Origin of the sequence: Nocardiopsis ganjiahuensis DSM 45031, from assembly GCF_000341085.1 — a bacterium.
In the GTDB taxonomy this organism is placed as follows: Bacteria; Actinomycetota; Actinomycetes; order Streptosporangiales; family Streptosporangiaceae; genus Nocardiopsis; species Nocardiopsis ganjiahuensis.
Genome location: NZ_ANBA01000001.1, coordinates 83,226 through 108,129, shown reverse-complemented (window position 1 = coordinate 108,129; position 24,904 = coordinate 83,226). Strand labels below are relative to the sequence as shown.

Below are 24,904 nucleotides of genomic sequence, written 5' to 3'. Positions count from 1 at the left end.
CACCGGAGCCGCTGCCCCGTGCCTCAGACGAGGTCGGCGGGGATGAGTCCGTACACCGCCAGGTCGGAACGGCCCGCGTGCAGCGGCATCGCGTTGCGCTCGACACCCTCGGAGACGAACCCGGCGGCCTCGGCCACCTTGCGCGACCCCGTGTTGCCCACGGCCGCCTTGAGCTCCACCCGCTGGAACCCCTGGTCGAGGGCCCAGCGGGAGACCGCCACGACCGCCTCGGCGGCGTACCCCTTTCCGCGGCCCCACGGAGAGATCCAGTAACCGATCTCGGTGACCATGGCGGGCCACTGCGTGCGCAGCAGCGCCACCGAACCGGCGAACCGGCCGCTCTCCTTCTCCACCACGGCCCAGTGCTGGCCGTCGCCCCCGGTGCGGATGGCCGGGGCGACGTTCAGGCAGAAGTCCTCGGCCGACGCACGGGTGTAGGTCTTCCCGGGGGCGGGGAGCGGGATCCACCGCTGGATCTCGGGGTCCACACACGAGGTGTGGACGTCGTCGATGTCGCGTTCGAGCAGGGATCGCAGACGCAGGCGCTCGGTCTCCAGAATGACCGCGGGCATGATCGGAGCGCTCTGGACGTGGGTCATCGTGGGTGTTCCCTCTGTGCTTCGAACGGCTGGTACGGCGCCGGGGTGCGATCACGATACGCGCCCCGCCGCCGTGTCCGACAACGGGTCGTCCCACGTCCGTCGGCTGCGGGAGCGCCGGAACACCTCCGCAGCCCCGTCACCGCCGCCCCGCCGCCCAGGCGTTCTCCCGCCGACCGTGGCACTTCTCTCCGTCGGCCGCGGTGGCGGAGCCGTTCCCCGAGCTCTCCCGAGCGGGGGACGCCTGCCGGTCCGGAAGGTCCCACCGGCCCGGAAAGGGACCACCCGTCCGGAGGATGCCCCCGGGCGGCGGGGCCCGGCTCAGAGCAGACCGTCGACGACCCGTTGGCGGATCGCCGTGTCGAACACCTCGGCGAAGGCGTTGCCCGGGCACTCGGTGTCGAGCCAGTCCCGGTGCCGGGCCACCGCTTCCTGCGGGGTCTGCGCACCGGTGGCCGGGTTCACGTACACGATCCGTTCGGCCGGGTCCACACCGGTCAGCGCGCACAGCACCCGCAGGACGTCCACCAGCGAGTCCTGCGCGGCCCGGGTGGGGAGTTCGTCGGTGAAGTCACCGAGCAGGCACACGCCGATGTTGGCGTGGTTGAACCCGAAGGCGTGCCCGGCCGTCACCGACTCGGCCCGCCCCGGCAGGGGCAGCCGGCGGAAGACCGGGACGCCGCCGCCCGAGTGGCGGCCCTCGTAGACCACACCCTCGGGGTCGACCAGCAGGTGGTAGCCGATGTCGCCCCAGGCCTGCTCCTCGGCGTGCAGGTGGTACACCGCGCGGACGTCGGCGGCGTGGTCGCCGGAGGTCGCCATCGCCGTGTGGTGCACGGTCAGCGCCTGCACCTCGTGGAACTCGGCGGGCCACAGGTCGTTGCCGTCCTCGTCGAAGCGCAGTGACTCGTCGGCGCCCCAGCCCGCGCGGGTGCGCAGCCGCAGCACGGAACCGCCGGAGAGGGTGGTGACCCCCTCGTCCTCGGCCGACATCGACACCCGCTCCTCGCCGCCGAACCGCAGCTCCTCGCCGTCGTGCAGGTTCACGGCGGCCAGGTCCGCGCCGTCCGCGCCGCGCACCTCGTAACCCACCGCGCCCCGGGGAGCCCGTACCACGGCCGAGGCCGACGGCGGCAGGTGCTCGGGTCCGCCGGTGTGGAAGTGCAGGTCCTGCCAGGCGCCCAGGGTTCCCTCCTCGCTCTCGAAGCGCACGGCGGCACCCTCGGCGACCGCTTCGGGCGCCTGGGAGACGGAGACGAGGTCGAACCGGAGTTCGGGGCGCACGAGAGCACCGGTGGCGGTCGCCCGCTCGCTGAGGACTCTCGGCGCGGTGCGGGCCCCGGAGGCCTGGGCGGAGGTCTGCCCGATGGTCCGGGCGGAGGCTGTCGCGGAGGACAGGAGCGCGGGGGCGAGCGCGCTCAGGCCGGCCACGGTGGTGGCACCGGTCAGGAAGGTACGCCGTCGCATGGGTGATCCGTTCCGTTCTGGGGTGGGTCCCGGGACAGGGGGTGCGGGCACCGGGACAGAGTGCCACAGGCGTGTGACATGAGGCACTCGTCGGGCGGGCCCGGGTCGCCGTAGCGGACCTTCGCTCCCGTCCGAAAACCCCTTGGTCACCAGGGGCACTGGGATCAACGCGGTCGCATCTGTCCCACTGGTCACTCGGGACACAAAAACCACTCCACTCACAGGAGACCCATGAACGTGCGGTACGGCCTTCGGCCCCACGGGGACGCCGGGGCCGGTCCCGGGCCCCGGACCTCGCAGTCGGCGTCCGGGGGCGACCCCCGCCGTGCCGTGGCGGTGCGCCCCGGTCCACCGGACCCGGGGCGCGGGTGGTGTTCCGCGTGGCCGTCCGCGGCTCCGGTACCCAGCACGGGCCCACGCGGACTCTGGCACAGTTGATGGTGACTTGAGGACCCCGGCGCTTCGGCCGGGGCAGGCTGCCCCGGGTCGGGGGACCCGTGTGAGCGGCGCGGACGCCGCGGACTACGCTGGTCCGAATCCGTATCGGACCAGGTGGAAACGGGCAGCCCACAGACCTCTTCTCTTCTTCGGGGAGCGATCATGACCAACGACGACCGCGAGGACGTTCATCGCGGCGAGCAGGAGGGCACCAGGTGGCGGGCCAACCGCCCCACGCCCGGCCTGGGTCCGGGCCTGGGGGGCCTCCTGGACGGACTGCCGGAGAGCGGCAAGGGAACCGAGGCCAGAGAACCCAGGAGCGCCGCGCCGCACAACCCCTTCCGGCGCCCCTTCCAGGAGCCGGAGCCGCCACCCGCCCCGCCGGAGCCCCCGACCGCCGCGCCCGCCCCACCGGAGCCGCCTCGCCCCGAAGCCGAAGCCGACACCGCGCCCCGGCCCCCGGCACCCGCGGTGGAGCCCCCGGTCTTTCCGACGGCCTCCGTGCAGCCCCCGGTACCCGCGGCACAGCCCGGGTCACCCGCCCGGCCCGGCCCGCAGGGACGACCACAGCCCGAACCGGCCCCCACGACCCCCGCGCACGTGCCCCGACCCAACGTCATCCCCTTCCGCGCGGGTGTCCGGAGCACCGAGCCCGCGCAGCCCGAGAGCACCACGAACCCCGGCCGAGCGGACGAGAACCCCGTGGCCACCGACCCGAAGCAGAGCGACACCGTGCACGCACACGAAGCAGCGGCGCCCCTTCCGGAGCCGCAGCACACCGGCCCGCACCAGCGGACCGAACCCGAACAACCCCAGGCCTCCGCACCGAGCCTGGTCCCGGCCATCCAGGCCGCCCGTGACGCCCTGAGCGCCAAGGCGCCCCAGGACGCCGCGGAGACCCCGAGCTCTCCGGAGGCACAGGAGGCCCCCGAGTCCTCGGACGCGCCGGAGGCCGCCCGGCCGCCGGCCGGCGACGTCTGGAACGCCACGGAGCACGCCTTCGACGACGCCGAGCGCGCCGCCGTCTACCGCGCCATCCGCGAACGCCGCGACGTCCGTGCGGGCTTCCGGCCCGAACCGGTCCCCGCCGACGTGCTCACCCGGGTTCTGGAGGCCGCCCACCAGGCACCCAGCGTCGGGCACACGCAACCGTGGGACTTCCTGGTCATCGACGACCCCGAACTCCGCTCGCAGGTGCACGACCTCGCCCGCGGCGAGCGCGACGCCCAGGGCCGCACCCGGCCCGGCACCCGCGCGCACGCCTTCTCCGGACTCAAGGTCGAGGCGGTGCTGGAGAGCCCGCTCAACATCGCCGTCACCGTCGACCCCAGCCGGGGTCCGCACAGCCCCGGGCGGCACTCCAGGCCCGCCTCGTACTCGGCCGCGCTCGCTGTCGAGAACCTGTGGCTGGCCGCCCGCGCGGAGGGTCTCGGCGTCGGCTGGGTCGCCTTCGCCGACGAACGCGAGGTCGCCCGGGTCCTCGAACTCCCCTCCCACCTCGAGGTCGTCGCCTACCTGTGCGTCGGCTACGTCGAGGAGTTCCCCACCGAACCCGAACTCAGCCTCAGCGGCTGGGCCAAGGGACGTCCCCTGTCCTGGGCGGTGCACCGTGACCGCTACGGCCGCCGCGGTCTGCCCGGCCAGGAGCCGACCACCCTGCTGGAGGAGACCATCACCGCCATCGGAGCGCTGAACGCCCGAGCTGTGGAGGAGGCCAGGGACCGGCAGGACCGGATGACCAAGCCCCAGGGCTCCCTCGGGATCCTGGAGGAGATCTCGGTGCAGTTGGCCGGACTGGCGGGGGAGTGCCCGCCGCCGGTGCCCGAGCCCGCCGCGGTCGCGGTGTTCGCCGGCGACCACGGGGTGTACGCCCAGGGGGTGACCGCCTGGCCGCAGGAGGTCACCGCCCAGATGGTGCAGAACTTCCTCGACGGCGGGGCCGTGGTCAACGCCTTCGCCGAGCAGGTCGGCGCCGAGGTGACCGTGGTGGACGTCGGTGTGGTCGGAGACCTGCCGAGGGCGGCCGGGCTGCTGCCGCGCAAGGTCGCACGCGGCACCGCCGACTTCACGCAGGGCCCGGCGATGACCCGTGACCAGGCGCTCCAGGCCCTGGAGAGCGGGATCGAGGTCGCCCGGGACCTGGTGTCGGCGGGCAACCGCTGCCTGGTCACCGGCGACATGGGGATCGGCAACACGACCCCGGCGGCGGCGCTGATCTGTGCGTTCACCGGGGCGGACCCGTCCGTCGCGACCGGTCGGGGGACCGGGGTCGACGACGCCACCTACGAGCACAAGATGGAGGTGGTCCGCCGGGCGCTGAAGGCCAACCCGGTCGACCAGGAGGACCCGATCGGGACCCTCGCCGCGCTCGGCGGGCTGGAGCACGCGGCGCTGGCCGGGTTCGTCCTCGGCGCCGCGGCGCTGCGGGTACCGGTGCTGCTGGACGGTGTGATCGCCGGTTCGGCCGCGCTCGCTGCCGTCGCCATCTCCCCGGAGTCGCTGAGCGCCTGCTTCGCGGGGCACCGTTCGACCGAACCGGGCCACGGCGTGGCACTGGAGCACCTCGGGCTGACCCCGTTGGTGGACCTGCAGATGCGCCTCGGCGAGGGTTCGGGCGCGCTGCTGGCGCTTCCGCTGCTGCAGGGTTCGGCGAGAGCGCTGCGCAACGTCGCCACCTTCGACACGGCCGGTGTGTCCACCGCCCAGTAGGCGCGGGCATCACGGGTCCTGAGGGGCCGAGGAGACGACGGGATCCCGCCACCGACGAGGGGCGGGGTCCCGTGGTGCGTGGCCCGCGGGGCCGCACGGCGCCGCGGAGCGGGTGACGCGGAGACCGGGGCCCGCGGACACGGTGCCGCAGCGGCCGGACGGCTCGGCGGCCAGGTCAGCCGGGATCCGGGCGGCCCTCGTGGCCAGGTGGCCCGGGAAGGGCGGCCGGGCAGCGGATGCGGTACGCGTCACCCCCTCCTGTGCCCACCCCTTTACCTCCGCGTAACACCGCTTTGACAAGGTACTTTGGAGCAATCGCCGAACACCGCCGGCGGCGCGCCGGGCCCCGGGTCTCGTGCGCGCACCCCGCCGTCGAAGCCGGGGGCCGGCACGGACGACCGAAGGGGTGCGATCCGTGACCTATCTCCTTGGCTTGCGCATGAAGGGCCGTGACGTTCTCGTAGTCGGCGGTGGAAGGGTGGCCCAACGCCGGGTCCCCGTCCTGCTGGAGGCCGGTGCACGCGTCACCCTCGTGTCCCCGGAGGCTTCCGCCGCCCTGGAGGACCTGGCCGACGCCGGACACCTGACCTGGCTGCGCCGCCCCTGGGAACCCGGTGACGTCTCCGGGCCCGACGCCCCCGCCTTCTGGCTGGTGCACGCGGCCACGGACTCTCCCGAGGTCAACGCGGCCGTCGCCGAGGAGTGCGAGGACTCCCGGGTCTGGTGCGTGCGCGCCGACGACCGGCACGCCTCCTCCGCCTGGACCCCGGCCAGCGGTTCCGCGAACGGCATCACCGTCGGCGTGGTCGCCTCGGGCGATCCCCGCCGTTCCGCCGGTCTGCGCGACGCCGTCGTCGACGGCCTCACCGACGGCACCCTGGACGCCCGCCGCGGCCGCGAACGCCTGCGCGGCGTCGCCCTGGTCGGCGGCGGTCCCGGCGACCCCGGCCTCATCACGGTCAGGGGGCAGCAGCTGCTCTCCCAGGCCGACGTCGTGGTGGTGGACCGCCTCGCCCCGACCTCGCTCCTGGACCGCCTCCCGGCCGACGTCGAGATCGTGGACGCGTCCAAGATCCCCTACGGCCGCTCCATGACACAGGACGACATCAATTCCGTCCTCGTCGAGCGCGCCCGGGAGGGCAAGTTCGTGGTCCGGCTCAAGGGCGGCGACTCCTTCCTCTTCGGCAGAGGCGGAGAGGAGGCCGCGGCCTGCGCCGCCGCCGGGATCCCCGTGACGGTCGTCCCCGGAGTGACCAGCGCCCTCGCCGCCCCCGCCAGCGCGGGGATCCCCGCCACCCACCGCGGGGTCGCGCAGGACGTGCACATCGTCTCCGCGCACGTGGCCCCCGACGACAGCCGCTCCACCGTGGACTGGGCCGGGCTGGCCCGCGCCGGCGGAACCGTCGTCGCCCTCATGGGCGTGCAGCGGCTCGAGGCCATCGTCGACGCCCTCGTCGCCCACGGACGGTCCCCGGACACCCCCGTGGCGGTCGTCCAGGAAGCCACTCTGCCGGGTCAGCGGACAGTGACGGGTACGCTGGCGGACATCGCCGCCTCGGCCCGTTCAGCCCAAGTGCGGCCGCCCGCCGTGGTGATCATCGGAGAAGTGGTCAAAACGGCTCGGGATCTTGACATACTGCACACGGGAGCCCAGTTCGAGATCGATCGAATGGCGACCGGGCGCGATCTTCAGTGAGACCTCCGGTGGTGGTGCACGCGAGCCGCGCCGACGGGGAATCCCAGTACCGATGAGGAGGGCATACCGATCATGACCCGGCCGTCGGCCGCACCGAACGCCTCGGGCGAGGGTGCATCGGACCGGTTCGGAACCGGACCGGACGCCGCCTCCGCCCCGCCCGCCGCACCGGGCCCCGAAGCCGTGCCCCTGGCCGGTGTCCCCGACAGCGAACGCCGGGGACCCACCGTCCCCGTGCCCGCAGGACCCGCCAAGCACCGCGCACCTGCCAACGAGGACGACCGCTTCGAACAGGTACTGGAGTCCCTGCGCAAGCAGATCCGGGACCTGGAGTTCGCGGAGGGGATCGCCGGCGCCGATGACGGCAAGGCGCTCCAGGCGGACGTTCTGGCCCAGCTCTCCGACTACGTCCTTCCCCGGGTGCGCCGCCCCGACATCCCCCTGCTGATCGCCGTCGCCGGCTCCACCGGCGCGGGCAAGTCCACCCTGGTGAACAGCCTGGTCGGCGAGCAGGTCACCACCACCGGCGTGCGCAGGCCCACCACCAACAGCCCGGTGCTGGCCTGCAACCCCGCCGACGTGGAGTGGTTCAGCGAGGCGTCCTTCATCCCGACCCTGCCTCGGGTCCGCCAGCAGGGCCTGGCCATGCCCGGCAAGGACGGCATGCTGGTACTCGCCGCCACGGAGGCCATGCCCCCGGGGGTGGCCCTGCTCGACACCCCCGACGTCGACTCCGCCGTCGCCGCCCACCACGAGTTCGCCGCCAAGTTCCTGGACGCCGCCGACCTGTGGGTGTTCGTCACCACCAGCGGCCGGTACGCGGACGCGCGCGTGTGGGAGTTCCTCCAGGTGGCCCGGGACCGCGACACCTCCCTGGCGGTCGTGCTCTCGAGGGTGCCCCGCAAGGGACGCCGCCAGCTGCTGGACCACTTCGGCGCGATGCTGGAGGCCAACGGCCTGGGCAACGCCGCCCGTTTCGCGATCCCCGAGACCGACCAGATCGAGGGCGAACGCTTCACCTCCAACGTCGCCGACCACATCCGCGAGTACCTGGCGGACGTGGCCGGCGAGGCCGAACAGCGCGACCGGGTCTCCCGGCGCACCTTCATCGGCGTCATCGACAGCTTCCGCACCCGCGTCCCCGAGCTGGCCCGCAGGGTCGAGGCACAGATCGAGACCGGGCGCGCTCTGGGCGCCGCCGTCGACGAGGCCTACTCCGGTGCGGCCGACCGCATCGACACCGCCCTGGGCGACGGCACCCTGCTGCGCGGCTCCCTCCTCGCCCGGTGGCAGGAGGTCGCGGCCAGCGGCGAACTCGCCAGGAGCCTGCGCCTGCGCGGCAAGAAGGCCCGCAAGGGCCGGGCCGAACAGGCCGAACGCGGCCAGCGGGTCAGCGCCCTGGAACGCGCCGTCCGCGATTCCCTGGAAGCCCTGGTGGTCTCGGCCGACGAGCGCGCGTCGGAGCAGATCGAACAGCGCTGGCGGGACGTCCCCGGCGGCGCCGAACTGGCCGACAAGGCCCTCGACCAGCCCGGTAGCGGGCTGCTCGCCAAACAGGTCCGCCAGGAGATCGCCGAGTGGCAGCGCGAGATCGCGGACATGACAGCGGCCAACGGCGCCACCAAGCGGTCGGTGGCGCGCTTCGTCACCTTCGACCACGAGATCGTCGCCCTGGTCCTGATCATCGACCTCCTGGGCTACGAACGATCCCATTCCGGGGGCGGCGCCCACGCGCGCGACCTCTCCGGACCATCCCCGCAGCGCCTGCTCAAGGGGCTGTTCGGCGCCCAGTCGTTGCGAAGCATCGGCGGGTCCGCGCGGGAGAACCTGCGCGAGCGGGTCCTCGGGCTGCTCACTCACGAGCGCGCGCCCTTCGACCACGCCCTGTCGACGGCGGGTATCCCGTCCGAGGACAGCGCCGTCCAGCTCTATCAGGCCACGTACAACCTTGAGATCTCACGATGACAACTCAGTGGAACCCCGGGAACTCCGCCCACGCGGGGGACACCGGTCCGGGCCGGAACCGAGCCGAGGACGCGGAGCGCGAGAGCGGACCCGTCGCGCGGGGTTCTGAGGAACAGGGTTCCGGAACGCAGGGGCCCGCACAGGGTTCCGGCCCGCACGGCTCAGAGGCGGGCGGTCCCTGGAACGACCCCGCCCCGGCGTCCGAGCCCTCCGCCCCGCCCCGCGATCCCGCTCCCTACCAGAGCGGTCCCTGGCGCGGCTACACGATGCCGGTGCCGGAGCACCCCGAGCACGCCGAGCAGCGTGAGCGGGCCGCCGAGGAGACGTCCGCCTACGAGCCGCCCGCCTACGACGGGATCACCGGCTACCCGGACCCCTCCGGAGCCGGAACGGCACAGAGCGTGCCCCAGGAGGCCCCTCAGGGTGCCGCAGACGCCCCGGCGCGATCGGAGTCCCGTTCCGAGTCGCCGGAGGCGGCCAAAGCCCGCCAGCGACGCTTCGGCCGCCACTCGCGCTCGACCGCCCCCGCCGCCGGTGACACGGGCGGGGCCGGGAGCGGGGACCGGCGCCGCCAGAGCGGTACCGACCAGGACGACCCCGACGGTCTGGCGGGCTGGGTCGGCAGTCTCACCGAGGCCGCCGACGACACCCGTATCGCCGGGCGCGGAACCGGCGCCTTCCCCGTGGTCGCCCCGGACACCGAGCGCCCTGCCGACCAGGGTGGACGTCCGGCCCAGCGCACCGCGGGCCGGACCGCCGAGTCCGCCGACCGGGGTGACCTGCTCGACGACCGGCCCGCCGAGGCCGCCGCCGACCGGGACGAGCGAGCCGGGGACGGCTCGGGAGCGAGGACGGCGGAGGAGGTGCGGGGCGAGGCCGCCGAGGCCGCGCACACCGGAGCCACCGCGCGCACCGAAGCCTCAACGCCCTCCGCGGTGTCCTCCGCAGCGCCCTCCGAAACTGGTGGCGGCGGCGTGGGGGCCCCGGAGCCCGCAACGGTGAACACCGGGGAGACACCGGCCCCGGAGGCCTCCGGCAACGCGGCCGACGACGGCCCCGAACCCCTGCCCCGACGGGTCCCCGGCCCCTCCGCGGTCTCGGGCGCCTTCCGGGCGATCGGTGCCGACACCCCGGCGGCCGCCGACGGGCGGGGCACCGGGCCGCTGGCCGAGGACGCGCGCGCCGAGGACGGCTCCGGCTCCGAACCGGAAGAAGAGGAAGAGGAGTACCGTCCCACCAGCCACGACCACTGGCAGCCCACCAACACCACCAGCCGCGCCGAGCTCATCGAGCGGCTGGACGCCCTGAGCACCCTCACCGAACTCGGGAAGGACGACCTGCCCGAAGAGGTCCTGGGCCGGGCCGGTCAGCTGCTCGACCACGCCGGGGCGCGCCTGCGCCTGTCCGGCGAACACACGGTCGTGGCCCTGGCAGGGGGGACCGGAAGCGGTAAGTCCTCTCTGTTCAACGCCTTGTGCGGGCTCGAACTCTCCCAGACCGGCGTCACCCGCCCCACCACCTCCAAGGCGCACGCCTGTGTATGGGGGCACGAGGGCGCCGACGCGCTCCTCAGCTGGCTGGGCGTGCCCACCCGCTACCGCCACTCGCGTACCAGCGTCCTGGACACGGGCAACTCCGAGCTGACCGGTCTGGTCCTGCTCGACCTGCCCGACCACGACTCGGTCCGCAGCATGCACACCGCCGAGGCCGACCGGCTCATCGGTTCCGTGGACCTGCTCGTGTGGGTGCTCGACCCGCAGAAGTACGCCGACGCCGCCGTGCACCACCGCTACCTGGCCAAGATGGCCGGGCACGGGGCGGTCACCGTCGCCGTCCTCAACCAGGTGGACAAGGTCGCTCCGGACGAGCTGGAAGAGCTCCTCACCGACCTGCGCCGCCTCCTGGAGACCGAGTCGGGCGTGCACCCGAGAGTGATCACCACCTCCACCGTGACCGACCAGGGCATCCGAGACGTGCGCGAGTTCCTGAGCGAGACGGTCACCGAGCGCCGCGCCCTGGTCGACCGCCTGGTGGCGGACCTGGACCAGGTCATCGAGCCCTTCGAGCAGTTCTACGGCGAAGAGTTCCCCGAGACGGTGTCCACCCAGGTGCGGGCCCGGGTCCAGGAGGGCCTGGCCAAGGCCGCCGGCGTCACCGCCGTCGCGGACGTGGTGGAGACCAACGACGTGCGCCGGGGCAAGCGCCGGGTCGGCTGGCCGGTGGCCCGCCGCGCGGCCAAGCTGCGCAAGGACCCGCTCGCCGCGGTCCAGCTGGACTTCCTGCGCAGGGACGAGCCCGGTGTCGGCGGATCGGTCGACGCGCACGAGGCCGAACTCGAGACGGTTCTGGGGGAGGCCTCCGACCAGGTGGCCGAAGGGCTGCCCGGGCCGTGGCGCCGCCGCATGCGCGCCGCGGCCCGCAGCGGCATGGCCGAACTGCCCGGCGAACTGGGCGAGGCGGTCTCCGGGGCGGTCGGTGACCCGGACCGCAGCCCGTCGTGGTGGCGGGTGGCCCGGATGGTGCAGTACTCGCTGCTCGCCCTGGCCGGGGCGGGGCTCGCCTGGGCCCTGCTGTCCCTGCTGAGCTGGATCGGCGGTGGCATCACCGGCCTGCGGATGTTCGACGACCCGGTCTTCATCGCCTATTCGGGAGCCGTGGTCGTGGCCAGTCTCCTGGTGGGATGGCTGACCGGGGTGGGCTGCGGGAACCTCGTGGAGGTCGCCGCCGTCCAGCGCCGCGAGGAGGTGGAGCGCACCGCTCAGGGCCGGGTCCGAGAGATCGCCGGGCTGCGGGTCGTGGCCCCGATGGAGAACGAACTCGCGCGCTACCGGGCCTTCCGGGCCGCCTACGAGGTGGCCCGGACCAAGGACTGAACGCGGGGCCGGGTTCCGGGACGTGACGCGGACCGGGCCGGTCCCCGGGCGGGGATCGGTTGCCGGGCCCGCGACGCCCGCAGGCAGCGCACAGCAGAACACAAGAACGACAGAGGTCGGCTGAGGGTGAACCGCAGTCGACCCGGAGTGACCGGGGACGGGCAGCCTGACGGGCGCCCGTCCCCGGTCGTGTCAGGGAGGGGGATCTAGAGCCAGTGAACGATCTTCTTGGCCATGTGGTGCTCCTTCGGTTCGAGTACTGAGTGCTGAGTGCTGACGGGCATCGAGCGGTTGGCGCGGCAGACAGACGACGACAGACGGACCGAGTCGGCTTCCTGACCGAAACCGTCAGTGCCCTCTGGCAGGATGCCCTAATTCGTGACGCTAACCAACCCCCCTAGAACAGAGGGTGACGGCTGCGGTAGCCTCAGCCTGCAAGGCACATACAATCGGCAATTAAGTTATTACCCAAAGTAATGTAAAGTAGTTCGGGTGTGCTTGCCACGCGCCTACCAGGGAGGACGCGAAACCCCGCTGGTCACCGAGCGGTACCGCGGGGGAACGCGGGGCGAATCCGGTTCGTCGAAGGGAGAACCGTGGGAGGCGATGGGCACATCAGAGTCGGTAGGGGTACGGAGACAGAAGGTGAAACAGGGAGGGAGGATGGAGCGGTGAGCATCTCGGAGAAGCCGGTTGCGGCCGAGGGCCGCCCCCTCGGGGAGCGCCGGAGCTGGCCGATCTTCCAACAGCCGCTCGGGCTGGTCGTCTACCTGCTCCTGCTGGTCTTCGTCGCGTTGTTCCTGTTCGGGGTGGCCGCGGCGCAGACGGCCCTGACCCCCTTCGACCTCACCCTCTTCTTCGCGCTCGTGGTCTCCGCCGTGGTGTGTGTGGTGGCGATCCGCCGCATCGACCTGCCCGCCGGGATCACCCGGGACCTCTTGGGGGCCTGGTGGTTCCCCGCGATGCTCCTGCTGCCCCCGGTCTACTCGCTCCTCATCCCGGTCCCGGTCTACCTGCTGCTCAGGCGCCGCCGCAGCCGCACGCTCCCGCACCGGCGGGTGTTCAACGCCGCCGCGGTGGGCGTCTCCGGGTTCCTCGCCTCGGTGGCCTGGCACGGAAGCCAGGTCGGGCTACTGGCCGGGATCAGCGGCTCCCCGGACACACAGGAAGTCCTGATCAGCGTCGACGGCGTGATCCTGGCCCTGCTCTGCTGCGCCGGCTTCACCGTCATGAACACGATCCTGGTATTCATGGGCACCAGGCTCAGCGGCGGCTCGGACGGGGTGCGCACCATGTGGGACCGGGAGGCGTTCCTGGTGGACTCCGTCGAGTTATGTGTCGGGGTCACCGTCGCCATTCTCGCCCAGCTTTCCCTGTTCCTCCTGGTCATCGCGGTTCCGCCGGTCCTCCTGCTCCAGCGCAGCCTGGTCTACCAGCAGTTGCAGACCGCCGCCCGGACCGACCCGAAGACCGGGCTGCTCAACGCGCCCACCTGGGAACAGGAGGCGGCGGCCGAGATCGCCAGGGCCCGCTCCACACGCGGCCGCGCGGCGGTGCTCATCGTCGACATCGACCACTTCAAGCGGGTCAACGACAGTTACGGACACCTCTTCGGTGACCAGGTCCTGCTGGGGGTCGCGACGACGATAGCCCAGCAGCTGCGCCAGTCGGACCTGCTCGGCAGGTTCGGCGGCGAGGAGTTCGTGGTCATGCTGCCCGGAGCCGACACCACCGAGGCCTGGCAGGCGGCCGAACGGCTGCGCTCCCAGGTCGGTCGGATGGAGATCGCCGTGGACGACGTCCAGGTGTCCATCACCATCTCGATCGGGGTGGCCGTCGTCGGTGACCACGGCAACGACCTCGTCGAACTGCTCACCGCCGCCGATCTCGCGCTCTACCGCGCCAAGGAGACCGGCCGGGACCGGGTGTGCCTGCCCGCCGGGCGCCCCGAGGTGTCCGGGAAGATCCCGGGGCCGCGGGAGGGTGAGATCTCCGACTCCGCGAGCAGCTCGGGTGACCCCTCCTGACCTGCTGCGACAGTGCAGGTCAGGGAGGGGCGGGGGAGTTCCGGGCGGGTTTTCCACAGGTTCGCGGAAGCCGGTTGCGCGTTCACCCCGGGTGACCGAATGTGGAGACATGCCCGGTGATCAGCATGGATCCTCCCCTGACCCCACCGACCCGTTCGAGTCCGCCGATCCCCTTCCGGCCTCCGTTCCGGACACCGTCCACGAGCCCGATCCGCCCTCCGAATCCGCTTCGCCCTCCGAGCCCGACCCACCCGCTCAGCTCTCCGGGGCCGCTCCGCACTCCGAGTCCGAGCCGCCCGACCCACCCGCTCAGCTCTCCGGATCCGACCCGCCCCCGGAACCCGGAGCCGCTGCCGTACCGCTTCGGCTGCGTACCCCGGCGGACCTCCTCGCCGCCCTGCCCTACCTGGTGGACCACCCCCTGGACGACGCGGTGGTCGCGCTGGTGCTCGGTGGAGGAAGCGTGCAGGGGGTCCTGCACGGCGGACTCGACCACCTCGACCACGTCCTCACCCCGGACCGGAGCGGCGGTGCGGCCGTGGACGCGGCACTGGCCGCGGGCGGCACCGCCGTACTCGTGGCCGGTTTCGGCCAACCGGAACGCATCACCCCGCACGTGCACGCGCTCCTCCGGGAAGCCCGTGCCCGAGGGCTGCCGGTCCTGGAGGCGCTCCGCGTGACCGGGGACCGCTACTGGTCCTATCTCTGCCGGGATCCCGCCTGCTGCCCGGCCGAGGGGAAGCGCTTCGACCCGGACACCTCCCGGATCCCGGCCGAGGCGGTCCTGCGCGGGATGGTCCCGGGCGGCCGGATCGACTCCGCGCGGATCAGGTTCCTCCTGGACCCCGTGCGCGGGGCGCCGCGGGAGGCGGTGGCCGAGGCCGCGGCGGCCGAGGAGGAGCGCCGCGAGGACGCCGGGACCGCCGCGGCGGACCGGTGGATCCCCGAGGTACTGGACGTACTGCGCGAGGAGGAGCGGCGCCGGGTCACCGAACCAGGGACCCTGGCCCGCCTGGGCGTCCACCTGACCGAACTCCGGGTGCGCGACGCGGTGTGGGCCCGGATCACCCCGGAGACCGCCCGGCTCCACGTCCGCCTGTGGTCGAGGGTGGTCCGCCACGTCCCCGAACGCCACCGCCCGGCCCCGGCCGCACTGCTCGGCGTGGCCGCCTGGCAGCACGACGACCAGGGGTTGGCCCGGGCCGCCCTGGACGTGTCCCTGGCCGCCGATCCGCACTACGCGATGGCGGTGCTCATGACCCGTGCCCTGCAGTGGGGACTGCCCGCCGAACGCTGGCGGGGGTTCGCGGCGGAGCGCCTCGACGGGCGGGGCGAGGAGGAAGCGGAGCCGGAGGGCGAGTCGGACCCCTCCAGACCGGTGCGGATGTGAGCACGGCCGGGCGCCGGACCCACGCGCCCTACGGGCGCCGGACCCACGCGCCCTACGGGCGCCGGACCCACGCGCCTTACGGGCGCCGGGCCCGGCCGCGCCCACCCGTGACGAATCCGCCGACCCGGAACCCCGCGCGGGGGGCGCGACGGCGTGCGTGGGCGCCCCCTGCGCGGTAGACCCCTACAAGGGCTCGCGCGATGGCGGGGGCACCGTTTCCGACGCTCTAGGCTTGGAGGCATGCCGGAGTACATCTACACCATGCAAAACGTGCGCAAGGCGCACGGCGACAAGGTCGTCCTTGACAACGTTTCGGGGTCGTTCCTGCCCGGAGCCAAGATCGGTGTCGTGGGCCCCAACGGTTCGGGTAAGTCGACGCTGCTGAAGATCATGGCCGGCATCGAGCAGCCGTCCAACGGTGAGGCACGGCTCATGCCCGGGTTCACCGTGGGCCTGCTCGCGCAGGAACCCCGGCTCGACGAGAGCAAGACGGTCCTGGAGAACGTCGAGGACGGCGTCGCCGAGACCAAGGGGATGCTGAACCGCTTCAACGAGATCGCCGAGCAGATGGCGACGGACTACTCCGACGACCTGCTCGAGGAGATGGGCAAGCTCCAGGAGCAGCTCGACCACCGCAACGCCTGGGATCTGGACAGCCAGCTGGCACAGGCCATGGACGCCCTGCGCTGCCCGCCCGGCGACGCCTCCGTCACCCAGCTCTCCGGTGGTGAGAAGCGCCGCGTCGCGCTCTGCAAGCTGCTGCTCGAGGCCCCCGACCTCCTGCTGCTCGACGAGCCCACCAACCACCTGGACGCCGAGAGCGTGAACTGGTTGGAGCAGCACCTGTCCAAGTACGCGGGCACCGTCATCGCGATCACACACGACAGGTACTTCCTCGACCACGTCGCCACCTGGATCCTGGAGCTGGACCGCGGCCAGTTCTACCCCTACGAGGGCAACTACAGCACCTACCTCGAGACCAAGCAGGCCCGCCTGAAGGTCGAGGGGCAGAAGGACGTCAAGAAGGCCAAGCGCCTCAAGGACGAGCTGGAGTGGGTCCGCTCCAACGCCAAGGCCCGCCAGACCAAGAGCAAGTCCCGTCTGGCCCGCTACGAGGAGATGGCCGCCGAGGCCGACAAGACCCGCAAGCTGGACTTCGAGGAGATCCAGATCCCGCCGGGTCCGCGTCTGGGCAACACCGTGGTCGAGGTCAAGAACCTCACCAAGGGCTTCGACGACCGCATCCTCATCGAGGACCTGAGCTTCTCGCTGCCGCCCAACGGCATCGTCGGCATCATCGGTCCGAACGGTGTCGGCAAGACGACCCTGTTCAAGATGATCGTCGGCGAGGAGGCCCCCGACCAGGGCAAGATCACCGTCGGCGACACCGTCGAGACCTCCTACGTCGACCAGTACCGGGGTCGGATCGACGACTCCAAGAACGTCTGGGAGACCATCTCCGACGGCGAGTCCTTCATCACGGTCGGCAAGGTCGAGATCCCCAGCCGCGCCTACGTCGCCGCCTTCGGCTTCAAGGGTTCGGACCAGCAGAAGTCCGCCGGTGTGCTCTCCGGTGGTGAGCGCAACCGGGTCAACCTGGCGCTCACCCTCAAGCAGGGCGGCAATCTGCTGCTCCTGGACGAGCCCACCAACGACCTGGACGTCGAGACCCTCGGCTCGCTGGAGAACGCCATCCTGGACTTCCCGGGCTGCGCCGTGATCACCTCCCACGACCGGTGGTTCCTGGACCGCGTCGCCACGCACATCCTCGCCTGGGAGGGCGGCTCCTCCTGGTTCTGGTTCGAGGGCAACTTCGAGTCCTACGAGAAGAACAAGGTCGAGCGCCTCGGCCCGGAGGCCGCGCGCCCGCACGCGGTCACCCACCGCAAGCTCACCCGCGACTAGTCGCAGGCCGGTAGCGGAGCAGTGCGCTCAGGCCCCGTCGCCCGGATCCGTCCGGTCGGCGGGGCCTTCGCGTTCCCCCACGGCCCACGGCCCACGGCCCGGAGGCCGGTACAGGCACAGGGTGGGAAAACCCCTGTTGCGTGGACGGGTCCGTCATTAGGGTCCTGTCATGACGATTCTGTGTGTGCCGTACCACTTGGACGAGTACCTGCCCGGCTTCCGGTTCCCGCTGCGGGTGGAGCCGGTGACAGTGCGCGGCAACCTGCCGGACGCCAACCGGTGGGCGCGGATGGCGGCGCTCCACGAGGAGGTCGCCGACCGTGTGGCCGACCAGGTCTGGGCCGGGCGGGTCCCGACCGTGCTGTCCGCGGACTGCATGGTGGCCCTCGGCACCACCGCCGGGGTGCAGCGGGCCGGTGTGGACCCCGCCGTCGTCTGGTTCGACGCGCACGGGGACGTCCAGACCATGGAGACCAGCGCGTCGGGGTACGAGGGCGGGATCCCGCTGCGTGTGCTCGCGGGCTACCGGCCGGACCCGGCGACCGATCGGCTGGGACTGCGCGACATCCCCGAGGAGCGGCTGCTCCTCGTCGACGGACGTGACCTCGACCCTCCGGAGGAGGAGTACCTGCGCGCCTCCGCCGTGCGGCGGAGCAAGGTCGCCGACATCGGGTCCGGGACCCTCCCGGACGGCCCGCTCCTGCTTCACGTGGACCTGGACGTCATCGACGCCGCCGAGGCGCCCGGCCTGCTGTTCCCCACCCCCGGCGGCCCCGGGGCCGAGGAGGTGCTCGCGGCCGTCCGCACGGTCCTGGACACCGGAAGGGTCACCGCTCTGAGCATCGGCTGCACCTGGCGGCCCGACGAGGAGCTGGACGCCGACGACGGGCCCCGGGCCCGCCTGGTCTCCGCGCTGGTGGCGGCTCCGGACTGACCGGGGCTGTCCCGGGGCCCGCGACGCCTGCCCCGGAACCTGCCCGGGTCCCGACCCCGGCCGCGGTCCGGCGGCGCCCTGGGGCCCGGGGCCCGGGACCCGAGACCCGAGACCCGGGAGACCGAGGTTCCCCGCCTTTGGGGCCCGCGTGGTGGTTCCCGGACGGGCGGCCCAGGAGAGCGATCGTGAACGTGGCATACCCTGGACGCGATGACTTCCGCGCGTGATGACCACCAGGGCGCGGGCGAAGAGCCCGTGCGAATGACGTTCTACGAGGCCGTGGGCGGTGAGGAGACCTTCACCCTCCTGGTCCGCCGTTTCTACGAGGGCGTCGCCGACGACCCCGTGCTACGGCCCATGTACCCAGAGGAGGACCTGGGGCCCGCTGAGGAGCGCCTGCGCCTGTTCCTCATCCAGTACTGGGGCGGCCCCCGCACCTACAACGAACAGCGCGGGCACCCGCGCCTGCGCATGCGGCACGTCCCGTTCCGCATCGGCGCGGCCGAGCGCGACCTGTGGCTCGAGCACATGCGTGCCGCCGTGGACTCCCTGGAGCTGCACGAGGTCCTCGAGCGCCAGCTCTGGGAGTACATGGTGATGGCCGCGCACAGCATGGTCAACGTCGCCGAGGAGGCCACACCCCCCGCGGTGGCCGAGCCGACCTCACTGCGTGTGGGCGGCGACGGCAAGGTGCGCCGTGACAGCGGCGACGCGGGAGACGACGACGACGGCGAGGCCGTCACCATCTCCCTGAAGCGCTGATCCCCGGGGACTCCGGACCCCGCGTCACCGGGGCCGGTGCCGCAGGAGCCGGTGCTGCCGCGGTCCGCGCCGCTAGGAGAACTTGTGCAGGAGCGCGCGCTCGGCGTCGTTGAGGCGTCGGGCGCTCTGCGTCGCCACGTCGAAGCCGACGAGCACCGTCCTGGCGCGCAGGTAGACCCGCTCGTCGTCGAGGATCTCGTACTCCATGGTGAAGCTGGCGTTGCGCACGCCGGTCACCCACAGTTCCACGCGTACCGGGTCGGTACGGGGCAGCAGCGGAGCGACGTAGTCGGCCTCCTGGCGGGCCACGACGGTGGCGCCGAACGTGTCGGGGTCGCTGCCGCCGACCCCGAAGTTCAGGAACCCGACGCGGGCGTCCTCCAGGTAGGTGAGCATCCGGACGTTGTTGACGTGCTGCTGGGGGTCAAGGTCCGCGTAGCGCACCTGGGCCAGGTGTACGTACTTCTGGGGCCCGGCGGTGGTGGGGCTCTCGGCCTCGATCTGTGTCACGTCCTGCGTCCTCTCCCGATGTACTCCCGGATGTCCTTACCCAGGGGTGGGCGCGTCCCGTGGTCACACGCGCGGTGCGACCGACGGGACACGCCTCTGGCCTCTGACGATTGTCTCAAAGGCGCCTTGGGAGAACCCCGGAGCGGGATGTCCGATTCCTGTGTCCTTGCTCTCCCCGCTGTTCTCCGGGGCCCGAGCCGGCCGGGCGGATCAGGACACCGAGAGCCCCAGGTGGTGGGCGAGGAAGGCGAGCTGTTCGGCGGTCAGCGCCACGCTCCGGCTCACCGACCGGGAGCTGTGCCCGACCTCCGCCTCACGGCGGACCAGGATCGGCCGCTCCCCGACCGGCGCCGAGGTGGCCCGCTGCATCTCGGCGCAGAGCTTGCGGGCGTGCAGCGGATCCACCCGGGTGTCGTTGTCGAACACCGTGAACAGGGTGGCCGGGTACCGGGTGCCCTCACGCACGTTGTGATACGGGGAGTAGCCCAGCAGCCAGCCCAGCTGCTCGGGGTCCTCGGCGCTGCCGTACTCCACGTTCCACAGCTGGCCGAGGCCGAACCGCTCGTAGCGCACCATGTCGAGCAGGGGGGCCGAGCACACGGCGGCGGTGAACAGGTCCGGCCGCTGGGTGATCATGGCGCCCACCAGCAGTCCGCCGTTGCTGCCGCCCATGACGGCGAGCCGCTCCGGGCTGGTGATCCCGCTGGAGACCAGGTGCTCGGCGGCCGCGGCGCAGTCGTCGAACACGTTCTGCTTGTTGGCGAGCATGCCGCCGCGGTGCCACTCCTCGCCCTCCTCGAGGCCGCCGCGCAGGTTCGCGACGGCGTACACGCCCCCGGCCCGCACCCAGGCCAGGATCGCGGCGGAGTAACCCGGGGTGAGGGAGATCTGGAAGCCGCCGTACCCGTAGAGGACGGTCGGGCGCGGCCCGTCGGCGGGAGCGGTGGGGGAGACCACCAGCATGCGCACCGTGGTGCCGTCCCGGGAGGTGAAAGCGACCTGCTCGGTGCGGACCTCGGGCAGGTCGATCTCACCGGGCGGGCTGGCCCACAGGGTCACCTCCCCGGTCCGCGCGTCGTAGTGGTACACGGACGAGGGGTGGGTGTTGTCGGTGTAGCCGAACCACGCCTCGTGGCCGCCCTCGGGGCGGGTGCCCAGTCCGCCGAGGCTGCCCAGACCGGGCATCGGCAGGGTGCCCCGGAGCGCTCCGGTGGCCGGGTCGTGGCGGCTGATCTCACTGATCGCGTGCCGGCTCCAGGCCACGAGCAGTTCGGGGGAGTCCAGTTCGTCCCCGTCCAGCAGGGCGTGGCCCTCCAGGACCGCCTCGGGGTCCTCGGCGACCAGGGTGGTCCAGTTCTCGTACCCGGGCGCGGCCGGGTCGGCGACGCACAGGCGTCCGCGCGGGGCCTCGCGGTCGGTGAACAGGTACAGACGGCCGTCCCGGCCCACGTGGGGGCGCAGGTCGGAGTCCACGCCCTCCTGGATGCCGACCAGGCGGGGGCTCTCCAGCGGCCCCTCCTCGAGGTCGGCGATCCAGGCGTTGGTCGCTGAGGAGGTGCCCTTGACGGAGGTGAGGACGAGCCAGCGTCCGTCCTCGCTCACGCCGACCCCGAAGTACTCGGTCTTGTCCCGGCCCTCGCCGAAGACCAGCGCGTCCTGGTCGTCAGGGGTGCCCAGCCGGTGCAGGTAGACCCTGCGGTGGTAGGAGCTCTCGCCCTCGGGCACCTCCTCGGCGGGCAGACGGCGCACGTAGTAGAAGGCCGACCCGTCGGGCAGCCAGGCCACCGGGCTGTAGCGGGTGCGCTCGATGGGGCCGTCGACGATCTCACCCGACTCCACGTCCATGACGCGCAGGAGCGACTCCTCGTTGCCCCCCTCGGAGAGCTGGTAGGCGAGCAGGCGGCCGTCCGGGGAGGGCCGCCAGGCGTCCAGGGTGGTCAGTCCGGAGGGGTCGAGCGCTCCGGGGTCGACCAGGGCGCGCTCGGCGCCGTCACCGTCCTGGACGTGGAGCACCGCGTGCTCCTGACCGGGCGCGCGACGGCTGAGGAAGCGGCGTTCACCGCGCCAGACCGGTACCCCGACGTGGCCGGCGCCCATCAGGGAGCGGACCTGCCCGGCGAACCAGTCATGGGTCTCGTAGGCGGTGGAGAGCTGGTTGTACAGGCTGTCCTGGGCGGAGGCCCACTCCTTGGTCTCCGTGGAGTCGGCGTCTTCCAACCACCGGTAGGGGTCACGGACGGTGTGGCCGTGCAGGGTCTCGTTGATGTCCAGCCGAGCGGCCGGGGGATAGCGGAGTTCGCTCATACTTCGCACCCTATCCACCGATATCTCACTGTGTGTGTTCGGCGCGGCGGGAACGTGAATCGGGGTTTGTCAGGCACAGAATGGGTTCCAGAAAGCGAGAACGCGCGTTTTCTGGGCAGCCCGACGCAAATTGGGGTGGCGCCGGAGCGGTCCGAACGAGCAAACTGAATGCGGGACGCAACTCGGCGGGAACCACCGGGAGGTCCGTGTGGCAAAGCGTACGGAGACACCGATCCGCGGATCGGTGCACAGGGAGGTTTCCTGGCTGGCCGAACGGCTGGCCGGGGAAGAGACACGGCGGTCGAACCCAGCCGCCGGGGCGACGCGATGAGCGCCCGGCGCAGCAAGGAGGGCGGTCCAGGAACCGCCCGCCGGCACGTGCTGCTGCTCAACGCCAGCTTTGAACCGCTCACGACACTGCCCCTGCGCAGAGCAATTCTGCTCGTGCTGCGGGAAAAGGCGGAGGTCGTTCACGACGACGGCGCAGGGGCGGTGCTGCACTCGGCGACACGTTCCTACGACGTGCCGTCGGTGATCAGGCTCAGGCGCTACATCAGTGTCCCGTACAGCAGAAGGGTGCCCCTCACCCGGGTGGCGCTCATGCGGCGGGACAGGCACACCTGCGGTTACTGCGGGAAGAAGGCCGAGACGATCGACCACGTCGTCCCGCGCAGCCGCGGTGGTGCCCACGTGTGGGAGAACGTGGTCGCGGCGTGCAAGCCGTGCAACCACCGGAAGGCGGACAAATTCCTGGACGAGATCGGCTGGGAACTGCACATCACCCCCAAGGTGCCCAAGGGCCCCCACTGGCGGTTGATCAACGGTGACCTGCACGGCGACCCCCAGTGGGAGCCGTACATGGCGCACCTGGCCGCGTAGCGGCAGCAAGGGCCGGTACCCGGGCGTCCCACCCGGCCCAGACAACGCCCCCGGGCGAGCCGAACCCCTCCTCGGCTCACCGGGGGCGTCCCCGTGCCCGGGGCCCGGGCGGGCCCGGACGGCGGCCCGTCCGTGGCGGTCCCTCCGCGTTGGCCTAATGTGGGGGCATGCCCAGATACGACTTCCGCTGCCGTGAGTGCGGCGACACCTTCGAGCTCTCCCGTCCCATGGCGGAGTCCGACGCCCCCGCCGACTGCCCGCAGGGGCACGACGACACCGTCCGACTGCTGTCCACCGTGGCGGTGGGCGGACGCGCCGCCGCCCCCGCGCCCTCCGGTGGCGGAGGCTGCTGCGGGGGCGGCTGCTGCGGCTAGGCCCCGGAACCCCGGGGCCGGGCCCTACTTCTCGATCTGGCTGACGTCGCGCGCCGCGCCGGTCGAGGCCGAGGTGGCCATCGCCGCGTAGGCGCGCAGCGCGGCGGTCACCGGGCGCTGGCGGTCACGCGGCTGGAACCGGCCGAGCTCCTTGAGCAGGCGCTCACGGCGGGTGTTCAGCTCCTCTTCGGCGACCTCCAGCACGATGCCCCGGTTCGGGATGTCGATGCTGATGGTGTCGCCGTCCTCGACCAGGGCGATGTCGCCGCCCGCGGCCGCCTCGGGGGAGGCGTGGCCGATGGACAGTCCCGAGGTGCCGCCGGAGAAACGGCCGTCGGTGATCAGCGCACAGGCCTTGCCCAGGCCGCGACCCTTGAGGAAGCTCGTCGGGTACAGCATCTCCTGCATGCCCGGGCCGCCCTTGGGGCCCTCGTAGCGGATGACGACCACGTCACCGGGTTCGATCTGCTTGTTGAGGATGCCGTCCACGGCGTCGTCCTGCGACTCGAAGACCTTGGCGGGCCCGGAGAAGGTCCACAGCTCCTCCTCCACGCCGGCGGTCTTGACGATCGCGCCGTCCGGGGCGAGGTTGCCGAACAGGACGGCCAGGCCGCCGTCCTTGGTGTAGGCGTGCTCGACCGAGCGGATGCAGCCGTTCTCGCGGTCCTCGTCCAGCGTCTCCCAGCGGACGCTCTGGGAGTAGGCCTTGGTGGTGCGCACACCGCCGGGGGCCGCGTGGAAGAGCTCCACGGCCTCGGGCAGGACCGTGTCCGAGGCGATGTCCCACTCACTGATGAACTCGCCGACGGTCTTGCCGTGCACGGTCGGCAGTGAGGTGTCGAGCAGGCCGCCGCGGGCCAGTTCGCCCAGGATGGCGGGGATGCCGCCCGCCCGGTGCACGTCCTCGATGTGGTACTTCTCGGTGTTCGGCGCGACCTTGCACAGGCAGGGGACGCGGCGGGAGACCGCGTCGATCTCGGGCAGACCGAAGTCCACACCGGCCTCTGTGGCGGTGGCCAGCAGGTGCAGGATCGTGTTGGTGGAACCGCCCATGGCCACGTCCAGGGCCATGGCGTTGCCGAAGGCGGCCGGGGTGGCGATGGACAGCGGCAGCACCGAGGAGTCGTCGTCCTGGTAGTAGCGCTTGGCGGCCTCCACGACCAGGCGCCCGGCGTCCTCGTAGAGGGCCTTGCGGGCGGTGTGGGTGGCCAGGACCGTGCCGTTGCCGGGCAGGGCCAGCCCCAGGGCCTCGGTGAGGCAGTTCATCGAGTTGGCGGTGAACATGCCCGAGCAGGAACCGCAGGTCGGGCAGGCGTTCTCCTCCATCTCGTCCAGTTCGGCCTGGGAGACGCTCTCGTCGGCCGCGGCGATCATGGGGTTGATCAGGTCCAGTTTGCGGACCGTGACGGCGGTGCCTTCGACCACCGTGACCTTCCCGGCCTCCATGGGGCCGCCGGAGACGAACACGGTGGGGATGTTGAGGCGCATCGCCGCGAGCAGCATGCCCGGGGTGATCTTGTCGCAGTTGGAAACGCACACCAGGGCGTCGGCGCAGTGGGCGTTGACCATGTACTCGAGCGAGTCCGCGATGAGTTCACGGCTGGGCAGCGAGTAGAGCATGCCTCCGTGGCCCATCGCGATGCCGTCGTCGACGGCGATGGAGTTGAACTCGCGGGGGACGCCGCCGGCCTGGCGGATGGCGTTCGCGACGACCTCGGCGACCTCGCGCAGGTGCACGTGTCCGGGCACGAACTCGGTGAAGCTGTTGGCCACGGCCACGATGGGCTTGCCGAAGTCCTCGCGCTCCACGCCGGTGGCGCGCATCAGGGCGCGCGCGCCTGCCATGTTCCTGCCGTGGGTGACCGTGCGTGAGCGTAGGGCGGGCATGGGGTGGACTCCCATCGTTACGGGTGTTTCCCCTCGATGGTAGTCCCCCTGAGGAGCAGCTTCGGTCTCGCCCCGGAAGACTGTGGTCCCAAATGTTGAGATGGCCCCAGGTTGGAGTGCTCACCTCGGCCCCGGTGGAGCCTGCCCGGAGTCCTGCCGAACACGCGTGAGGCCCGGAGGCCACG

Annotated in this window: 16 protein-coding genes; 11 read left to right on the top strand and 5 right to left on the bottom strand. The window is 72.3% G+C overall.

Features of this window, described 5'->3' with window-relative positions:
* Positions 1-23: 23 nt before the first annotated feature.
* Positions 24-599, bottom strand: a complete 576-nt coding sequence (locus D458_RS0100445) for a GNAT family N-acetyltransferase (RefSeq protein ID WP_017584755.1) — start codon at positions 597-599, stop codon at positions 24-26.
* Between the two features lie 321 nt (positions 600-920).
* Positions 921-2,066 carry a peptidoglycan recognition protein family protein gene (locus D458_RS0100440; protein ID WP_017584754.1) on the bottom strand — a complete coding sequence of 382 codons (1,146 nt, stop codon included), beginning with the start codon at positions 2,064-2,066 and terminating at the stop codon, positions 921-923.
* Positions 2,067-2,666: 600 nt separating this feature from the next.
* On the opposite strand from D458_RS0100440, the gene cobT reads away from it, so the two are divergent.
* From cobT to D458_RS0100395, 9 genes are all read left to right on the top strand, one after another.
* Positions 2,667-5,213: a nicotinate-nucleotide--dimethylbenzimidazole phosphoribosyltransferase gene (gene cobT / locus D458_RS0100435; RefSeq protein ID WP_026118856.1), complete on the top strand. Its 2,547-nt coding sequence runs from the start codon at positions 2,667-2,669 to the stop codon at positions 5,211-5,213.
* 415 nt (positions 5,214-5,628) lie between these two features.
* Positions 5,629-6,909, top strand: a complete 1,281-nt coding sequence (gene cobA, locus D458_RS0100430) for a uroporphyrinogen-III C-methyltransferase (protein WP_040702019.1) — start codon at positions 5,629-5,631, stop codon at positions 6,907-6,909.
* A gap of 72 nt (positions 6,910-6,981) precedes the next feature.
* Complete coding sequence (locus D458_RS0100425; RefSeq protein ID WP_017584752.1) at positions 6,982-8,874, top strand: dynamin family protein; 1,893 nt, start codon at positions 6,982-6,984, stop codon at positions 8,872-8,874.
* Complete coding sequence (locus D458_RS0100420; RefSeq protein WP_017584751.1) at positions 8,871-11,747, top strand: GTPase; 2,877 nt, start codon at positions 8,871-8,873, stop codon at positions 11,745-11,747. The genes D458_RS0100425 and D458_RS0100420 overlap by 4 nt, the downstream gene beginning before the upstream one ends.
* A gap of 671 nt (positions 11,748-12,418) precedes the next feature.
* On the top strand, positions 12,419-13,774 hold the full coding sequence (locus D458_RS0100415) for a sensor domain-containing diguanylate cyclase (RefSeq protein WP_017584750.1): 1,356 nt from the start codon (positions 12,419-12,421) through the stop codon (positions 13,772-13,774).
* Between the two features lie 109 nt (positions 13,775-13,883).
* A complete protein-coding gene (locus tag D458_RS0100410; RefSeq protein WP_017584749.1) occupies positions 13,884-15,164 on the top strand; it encodes a DUF4192 domain-containing protein in 1,281 nt (426 codons plus the stop codon).
* A gap of 240 nt (positions 15,165-15,404) precedes the next feature.
* On the top strand, positions 15,405-17,069 hold the full coding sequence (ettA, locus tag D458_RS0100405; RefSeq protein WP_017584748.1) for an energy-dependent translational throttle protein EttA: 1,665 nt from the start codon (positions 15,405-15,407) through the stop codon (positions 17,067-17,069).
* A gap of 169 nt (positions 17,070-17,238) precedes the next feature.
* Positions 17,239-18,003: an arginase family protein gene (locus tag D458_RS0100400; RefSeq protein WP_239647856.1), complete on the top strand. Its 765-nt coding sequence runs from the start codon at positions 17,239-17,241 to the stop codon at positions 18,001-18,003.
* A 210-nt stretch (positions 18,004-18,213) separates the two neighbouring features.
* Entirely contained in the window at positions 18,214-18,765 is a 552-nt protein-coding gene (locus tag D458_RS0100395; RefSeq protein WP_239647855.1) for a globin, read from the top strand.
* A gap of 72 nt (positions 18,766-18,837) precedes the next feature.
* On the opposite strand, the gene D458_RS0100390 is transcribed toward D458_RS0100395, so the two are convergent.
* Together D458_RS0100390 and D458_RS0100385 are read right to left on the bottom strand one after the other, a co-directional pair.
* A complete protein-coding gene (locus D458_RS0100390) occupies positions 18,838-19,275 on the bottom strand; it encodes a thioesterase family protein (protein ID WP_017584745.1) in 438 nt (145 codons plus the stop codon).
* Between the two features lie 210 nt (positions 19,276-19,485).
* The gene (locus D458_RS0100385; protein ID WP_017584744.1) at positions 19,486-21,579 is read right to left on the bottom strand and encodes a prolyl oligopeptidase family serine peptidase; all 2,094 of its coding nucleotides are present in this window, start codon (positions 21,577-21,579) and stop codon (positions 19,486-19,488) included.
* 378 nt (positions 21,580-21,957) lie between these two features.
* Between D458_RS0100385 and D458_RS0100380 the strand changes: the two genes are divergently transcribed.
* Together D458_RS0100380 and D458_RS0100375 are read left to right on the top strand one after the other, a co-directional pair.
* The gene (locus tag D458_RS0100380; protein WP_017584743.1) at positions 21,958-22,458 is read left to right on the top strand and encodes an HNH endonuclease; all 501 of its coding nucleotides are present in this window, start codon (positions 21,958-21,960) and stop codon (positions 22,456-22,458) included.
* A gap of 167 nt (positions 22,459-22,625) precedes the next feature.
* Positions 22,626-22,832 carry an FmdB family zinc ribbon protein gene (locus D458_RS0100375; protein ID WP_017584742.1) on the top strand — a complete coding sequence of 69 codons (207 nt, stop codon included), beginning with the start codon at positions 22,626-22,628 and terminating at the stop codon, positions 22,830-22,832.
* 24 nt (positions 22,833-22,856) lie between these two features.
* Here D458_RS0100375 and ilvD read toward each other — a convergent pair whose 3' ends face one another.
* Positions 22,857-24,719, bottom strand: a complete 1,863-nt coding sequence (gene ilvD, locus D458_RS0100370) for a dihydroxy-acid dehydratase (RefSeq protein WP_083936197.1) — start codon at positions 24,717-24,719, stop codon at positions 22,857-22,859.
* Positions 24,720-24,904 lie beyond the last annotated feature (185 nt).